Origin of the sequence: Caldimonas sp. (genome assembly GCF_046289365.1) — a bacterium.
In the GTDB taxonomy this organism is placed as follows: domain Bacteria; phylum Pseudomonadota; class Gammaproteobacteria; order Burkholderiales; family Burkholderiaceae_C; genus Caldimonas.
The window spans coordinates 1-6,853 of the sequence record NZ_JBKBVU010000095.1 but is presented as its reverse complement, the minus strand read 5'-3'; the positions used below and the strand labels follow the sequence as shown (position 1 = coordinate 6,853).

At 68.3% G+C, this 6,853-nt stretch carries 7 protein-coding genes; all 7 read right to left on the bottom strand.

Annotation, left to right across the window (positions count from 1 at the left end):
• The coding region (locus tag ACK42S_RS10690; protein WP_409706868.1) for an ATP-binding cassette domain-containing protein at window positions 1–282 on the bottom strand (282 nt) is incomplete at its 3' end.
• Window positions 279–1,235, bottom strand: a complete 957-nt coding sequence (locus ACK42S_RS10685; RefSeq protein ID WP_409706894.1) for a branched-chain amino acid ABC transporter permease — start codon at window positions 1,233–1,235, stop codon at window positions 279–281. The genes ACK42S_RS10690 and ACK42S_RS10685, both read right to left, overlap by 4 nt.
• An 82-nt stretch (window positions 1,236–1,317) precedes the next feature.
• The gene (locus ACK42S_RS10680) at window positions 1,318–2,238 is read right to left on the bottom strand and encodes a branched-chain amino acid ABC transporter permease (protein WP_409706865.1); all 921 of its coding nucleotides are present in this window, start codon (window positions 2,236–2,238) and stop codon (window positions 1,318–1,320) included.
• Window positions 2,239–2,253: 15 nt separating this feature from the next.
• Entirely contained in the window at window positions 2,254–3,435 is a 1,182-nt protein-coding gene (locus tag ACK42S_RS10675) for an ABC transporter substrate-binding protein (protein WP_409706862.1), read from the bottom strand.
• 71 nt (window positions 3,436–3,506) lie between these two features.
• A complete protein-coding gene (locus ACK42S_RS10670; RefSeq protein ID WP_409706859.1) occupies window positions 3,507–5,138 on the bottom strand; it encodes an AMP-binding protein in 1,632 nt (543 codons plus the stop codon).
• Window positions 5,135–6,313, bottom strand: coding sequence for an acyl-CoA dehydrogenase family protein (locus ACK42S_RS10665; protein WP_409706856.1), 1,179 nt, complete (start codon window positions 6,311–6,313; stop codon window positions 5,135–5,137). The genes ACK42S_RS10670 and ACK42S_RS10665 overlap by 4 nt, the downstream gene beginning before the upstream one ends.
• Before the next feature lies 1 nt (window position 6,314).
• Window positions 6,315–6,853, bottom strand: a 539-nt coding sequence (locus tag ACK42S_RS10660; protein ID WP_409706853.1) for an enoyl-CoA hydratase-related protein, incomplete at its 5' end; no start/stop codon positions are given.

Below are 6,853 nucleotides of genomic sequence, written 5' to 3'. Positions count from 1 at the left end.
CCTGAAGATGCTGGTGATCTGGTAGGAACGCACCAGGCCGCGCAGCACACGTTCATGCATCGGCAGGTGCGTGATGTCCTGGCCATCGAAGACGATCCGGCCGGCATCGGGCGCCAGCGCGCCCGAGATCTGGTGGATCAGCGTGGTCTTGCCGGCCCCGTTGGGGCCGATCAACGCATGCACCTCGCCGGGCAGCACCTCCAGGCTGGCCTGATCGGTCGCCGTCAGGCCGCCGAAGCGCTTGATCAGGCCCTTGAGTTCGAGCAGCGCCGGTGCGCTCATCGCGACTCCTTCGTGAACAGACCCATCAGGCCCCGCGGAGCCACCAGCACCACGAGCAACAACACCGCCCCAACGCCGAACTGCCAATGGATGGTGTAGCCCAGCGCGATCTCCTCCAGCAGCAGGAAGACCACGGCACCGACGAAGCCGCCGTACAGATGGCCCACCCCACCGAGGATGACCATGATCATCAGCGCCCCGGACTGCTGCCAGCTCATCAGCGCCGGGCTGACGATGCCGCTCTGGTTGGCCATCAGCGCCCCGGCCAAGCCGGCGATGGCCCCGGCCAGCGCGAAGGCGACGAGCTTGTAGCGGTACACCGCAAAGCCGATGGCCGCCATACGAGTCTCGTTCTCGCGCTGGGCCTGCAGCACATGACCGAAACGGGCATTGAGCACTCGCCAGATGAAGAGAAAGCTGGCCGCAAAAAGGGCGAGCACCACGTAGTAGAAGTGCAGGTCGTCGCGCAGGTTCAGTCCCAGGCCCAGCTCGGAGCGCTGCGGCAGCGGCAGGCCGTCCTCGCCGCCGTAGTCGCGCAGCGAGATCATCACGTAGAAGAGCATCTGCGCAAAGGCCAGCGTGATCATGATGAAGTACACGCCGCGCGTGCGCAGACTGATCGCCCCGATCACCAGGGCGAACAGGCCGCCCATCACGGTCGCCAAGGGCCAGGTCACCCAGCCCGAGACCACGCCGTGAACCATCGCAATGCCCACGGTGTAGGCGCCGATGCCCACGAAGGCGGCGTGGCCGAAGCTCACCATGCCGCCGAAGCCGAGGATGAGGTTGAGGCTGGTCGCGGCCAGGGCCAGGATGAGGATGCGGCTGCCCAGGCTGATGTAGAAGGCTTCGTCCAGGGCCTGGGCGACCAGCGGAAACGCCACGAGCACCGCCAGCAGCGGCAGGGCCCAGCGCAGGTGCAGCGGATGGTCGAGCAGCCCCGCGGGCGGCATCGGCGGCACGCTGCGGGAGGGGGGCTGGCTCGCCAGCGGCGCGGTGGTCGTGGTGCCTTGCATCGGTTCGCTCATGGTGTCTTCAGCCTCGCGCCGGGAACAGCCCTTCGGGCTTCCAGAACAGCACCACGGCCATCAGGACGTAGATCAGGATGGAGGCCAGCGCCGGGCCCACGCCGGAGGCCACAGCCGGCCCCAGCAGACCGCCCAGGGCCACAGGCACAAAGGTGCGGCCCACGGTGTCGACCACGCCCACGAGCAGCGAGCCCATCAGCGCGCCGCGCACCGAGCCGATGCCGCCGATCACGATGACCACGAAGGCCAGGATGAGGATGTTCTCGCCCATGCCCACCTGCACGGCCACCAGCGGCCCCAGCAGCCCCCCGGCCACCGCGCACAGCGCCGCGCCGACCCCGAAGACCGCCGTGAAGAGCTTGCGCACGTCCGAGCCCATGGCCAGCGCCATCTCGCGGTTGGAGGCGCCGGCACGCACCTGCATGCCCACCCGCGTGCGGGTGATGAGCAGGAACAGGCCCAGGGCGACGGCCAGCCCCACGCCGATGATGAGCAGGCGGTAGGCCGGGTAGTAGAAGCCGTCCCACAGCTCGACCGGACCGGCCAGCGCCGCCGGCGGGTTCAGCAGGATGGGCTGGGGCCCCCAGATCATGCGCACGGCCTCGTTGCACATGAGCAGGATCGCGAAGGTGCCCAGCACCTGGGAGAGGTGGTCGCGCTGGTACAGGCGCCGCAGGATGCTGAACTCCAGGGCCATGCCGAAGATCGCCGTGCCGACAATGCCCGCGGCCAGCCCCGCGGCAAAGGACCCCGACGCCTGGGCCACGGCCGCGGTGAGGTAGGCCCCCACCATGTAGAGCGAGCCATGGGCCAGGTTGATCATGTCCATGATGCCGAAGACCAGGGTCAGCCCGGCCGCCAGCAGGAAGAGCATGAGTCCGAACTGCAAGCCGTTGAGGGCCTGCTCGAGGATGAGCGTCAGGGTCACGGTCGCGCCTTCGCTTTACTTCATCTTGCAGGCGCCCACGTAGGCGTCGGCGTGGTTCTTGAACACCGTGCCCAGGGTGCGGTTGGTGATGCGGCCCTGGGAGTCCTTGTGCACGATGCGCAGGTAGTAGTCCTGGATGGGGTACTGGTTAGTGTTGAACTTGAAGGCACCGCGCACCGACTTGAAGTTGGCCGCCTGCAGAGCCTTGCGCAGCGCGGCCTTGTCCTCGATTCGGCCCTTCACGTCACGCACGGCGGCATCGATGAGCATGGCCGCGTCGTAGCCCTGCGAGGCATAGAGCGAAGGCAGGCGGCCGTACTCCTTCTGGAAGTCGGCCACGAAGCGCTTGTTCTGCGGGTTGTCCAGGTCGTGGGCCCACTGCGAGGTGTTGAACATGCCGAGCATGGGCTCGCCCACCGCGCGGATCACGTCCTCGTCGGCCGAGAAACCCGGGCCGAACAGGGTGGTGTCCTTGGACATGCCCGAAGCCACGTACTGCTTGATGAAGTTGATGCCCATGCCGCCGGGCAGGAAGATGTACATCGCATCCGGCCGGGCGGCGCGCACCTGCGCCAGTTCGGCCGCGTAGTCGAGCTGGCCCAGACGGGTGTAGATCTCAGAGACCACCTCGCCGCCCTGGTAGAAGCGCTTGAAACCCGTCAGAGCGTCCTTGCCGGCCGGATAGTTGGGTGCCAGCAAGGCCACACGCTTGAAGCCCTTGTCGGCCACCGTCTTGCCCACGGCCTCGTGCAGGTTGTCGTTCTGCCAGGCCACGTTGAAGAAGTAGGGATTGCACTGCTCGCCGGCATACTGCGAAGGGCCGGCGTTGGCGCTGATGTAGAAGGTCTGGTTGTCGAAGATGGGCTGACCCACGGCCAGCATCACGTTGGAGAACACCACGCCGGTCATGAAGTCCACGCGGTCGCGCTTGAGCAGGCGCTCGGTGGTTTGCTTGGCCGCGTCGGGGCTTTGCTGGTCGTCAGCGACGATCACCTCGGCCGGCAGCCCGCCCAGCTTGCCGCCGGTGTGCTTGAGCGCGAGGTTGAACCCGTCGCGGATGTCGATGCCCAGGCCCGCGCCCGGCCCGGACAAGGTGCTGAGAAAACCGATCTTCACCTTGTCGGCCGCCAAGGCGGGGTTGGCCAGCGCGCAAGCCGTCAGCGCAGCGCACACCAGGGTTCGGGGAATCAGGCGCATGGAACGTTCTCCTTGGTTGAGGGATCAGGCCGCCGAGCATGCCCGAGCCGGGCCGTCCAGGGTGAGCGGGTTCATACCGAGCGCAGCTTGAAGCGTTGCAGCTTGCCCGTCTCGGTCCGCGGCAACTGGGTACGGAACTCGATTGCACGCGGATACTTGTAAGGGGCCACGGTGCGCTTGGCAAAGTCCTGCAGTTCGCGCACCATCGCCTCATCCGGCGCATGGCCCTCGCGCAGCACCACGAAGGCCTTGACGATCTGGCCGCGCTGCTCGTCGGGTACGCCGATCACGCCGCATTCGGCCACGGCCGGATGCTGCAGCAGGCAGTCCTCCACCTCGACGGCGGCGATGTTGTAGCCGGCCGAGACGATCAGGTCGTCGGTGCGCGACTGGTAGTGGAAATAGCCGTCCTCATCGACGATGTAGGCATCGCCGGTGACGTTCCAGCCCTGCTGAACGTACTGGCGCTGGCGCTCGTCGGCCAGGTAGCGGCAACCCGTGGGGCCCTTGACCGCCAGACGGCCCACGGTGCCGGCAGGCACCGGGCGGCCTTCGTCGTCGAGCACGCAGGCACGGTAGCCGGGCACCACGGTGCCGGTGGCCCCGGGGCGGGCATGCGCCTCGTCGGCCGAGATGAAGATGTGCAGCATCTCGGTGGCGCCGATGCCGTCGATCATCTCGATGCCGGTGTGTTCCTTCCACAGCGCCCGGGTGGCCGCCGGCAGGGCCTCCCCAGCCGAGACGCATTTGCGCAGGCTGCCGCCGCGGGGGGCACCGATGCGCAGCTCGCCAGCCTGCGCCGCCATCGCGCGGTAGGAGGTGGGCGCCGTAAAGAGCACGGTCGCGCGAAAACGCGGGATCGCCTCCAGCAGCATCGGCGGGCCGGCCTTTTCCAGCAGCACCGTGGAAGCCCCGATGCTCATCGGGAAGAGCAGCAGACCGCCCAGCCCGAAGGTGAAGGCCAGGGGCGGGCTGCCGATGAAGATGTCGTCGGCCTGGGCCTTGAGCACATGGCGCGGCCAGCAGGCACAGATGGCCATCACGTCGCGGTGGAAGTGCATCGTGCCCTTGGGCACGCCGGTGGTGCCCGAGGTGAAGGCGATCAGGCAGGTGTCGTCCGCGGCGGTGTCGACGTTGTCGAAGAACGGCGATTGACGCGCCATCGCGGCCTCCAGGCCCTGGGACGAATCGTCATGGAAGTAGCGGATCTCGCGCAGCACCGGATGCTGAGCCACCGCCAGCTTCAGCTCCTCGGCCAGTGAGGCGTCGCACAGCGCGTGGCTGACCTGGGCCTTGTCGATGATCTGACCGAGCTCCTTGGCGCGCAGCAGCGGCATGGTGGCCACGGCGATGCCGCCGGCCTTCATCACCGCGAACCAGCAGGCGGCCATCATCGGGTTGTTGGGCGCACGCAGCAGCACCCGGTTGCCCGGCACCAGGCCCATGTCCTTCACCAGCACGTGCGCGATGCGGTTGGCCCGCTCCTGCAGATCGGCATAGGTCCAGCGTAACCCGCCAGGGGCCTGCAGGCACAAGCGCCCGCCCTGGCCTTGAGCCACCCAGCGGTCCAGCAGTTCGGTGGCGCAGTTCAGCCGCTGCGGGAAATGCAGTTCGGGCAGCTCAAAGAGAAACTCGGGCTGCCACTGCGGCGGCGGCAGGTGGTCGCGGGCGAAGGTGTCCACATGCGAGGTCCTCGTCGTCATGGCTGCCCCCTTTCCTTCACGTCCTTGAGCAGTTCGCGGGCGATGATGAGCTGCTGCACCTCGGTGGCGCCCTCGTAGATGCGCAGGGCACGGATCTCCCGGTACAAGCGCTCGACCGGCATCTCACTGACCACGCCAAGCCCTCCGAAGATCTGCACGGCCGCGTCGATGACGCTCTGCGCCCCCTCGGTGGCGCACATCTTGGCCATCGCCGCCTCGCGCGTAACGCTGCGGCCCTGGTCGCGCTGCCAGGCCGCCCGGTAGGTGAGCAGGGCTGCACTGTCCACCGTGGCGGCCATCTGGGCCAGCTTGGCCTGGGTGAGCTGGAAGTCGGCCAGGTGCTGGCCGAACAGGCGGCGGGTGGTGGCGCGCTGCAAGGCCTCGTCCAGTGCGCGGCGGGCAAAGCCCAGCGCCGCCGCGGCCACCGAGGTGCGGAAGACGTCGAGCGTGCGCATCGCCAGCTTGAAGCCCTCGCCGGCCGGGCCGATGCGGTGGGCCGACGGCACCCGGCATCCGGTGAATCGAAGCCGGGCCAATGGGTGGGGCGCGATCACATCGATGCGCTCGGCGATCTCGAAACCCGGCGTGCCGGCCTCGACGATGAAGGCCGAGATTCCCCGCGCTGCGGGCGCCTCGCCCGTGCGCGCGAACACCACATAGAAGTCGGCGATGCCGCCATTGGAGATCCAGGTCTTCTCGCCGTCAAGGACGTAGTCGCCACCCTCTTGCCGTGCGGCGCAGGCCATCGCCGCCACATCCGAGCCGGCCTCGGGTTCGGACAAGGCAAAGGCCGCGATGGCCTCGCCGCGTGCCACACGCGGCAGCCAGGCAGCGCGCTGCTCGGGGCTGCCGCCCAGGCTGATCGCCCCGGAGCCCAGGCCTTGCATCGCAAACGCAAAGTCGGCCAGACCCGAATGACGCGCCAGGGTCTCGCGGATCAGGCAGATCGCGCGGGTGTCGATGGCTTCGCCCGCGCCGCCGTGGGCGGTGCCGGCCACCGCATGGCGCAGCCAGCCGCCTTGCCCCAGCGAGCGCACCAGGACGCGACAGGCCGCATCGACGTCGTGACCGTGGGCCTGTGGCACGTGTTCGCGCGCCCAGGCCTCGAGCGCCCTTGCCAGCTCCCGGTGATGCGGCTCGAAGAAGGGCCAGTCCAGGTAGGCGGTATCGGCCATCTCAGTTCCCCTGGAACACCGGACGCTGCTTGGCCACGAAGGCCTCGTAGGCGCGGCGGAAGTCCTCGGTGAGCATGCAGATCGCCTGGGCCTGAGCTTCGGCCTCGATGGCCTGGTCCACCCCCATGTTCCACTCCTGGTGCAGCATGGTCTTGGTGATGCCATTGGCAAAGCTCGGGCCGGCGGCGATCTCGCGGGCCCATTGCAAGGCCTCGTCCACCACGGCCTCGGGCGCGCACAGGCGGTTGAAGAAGCCCCATTGCAAGCCCTCCTCGCCGCCCATGGACCGGCCGGTGTAGAGCAGCTCGCTCGCACGCCCCTGACCGATGATGCGCGGCAACATCGCGCAGGCCCCCATGTCGCAGCCGGCCAGGCCCACGCGGTTGAAGAGGAAGGCCGTTTTGGTGCGAACGGTGCCCAGACGCAGGTCGCTGGCCATGGCCAGGATGGCCCCGGCGCCGGCACACACCCCTTCCACCGCCGCGACGATCGGCTGCGAACAGGCCCGCATCGCCTTGACGACATCGCCGGTCATGCGCG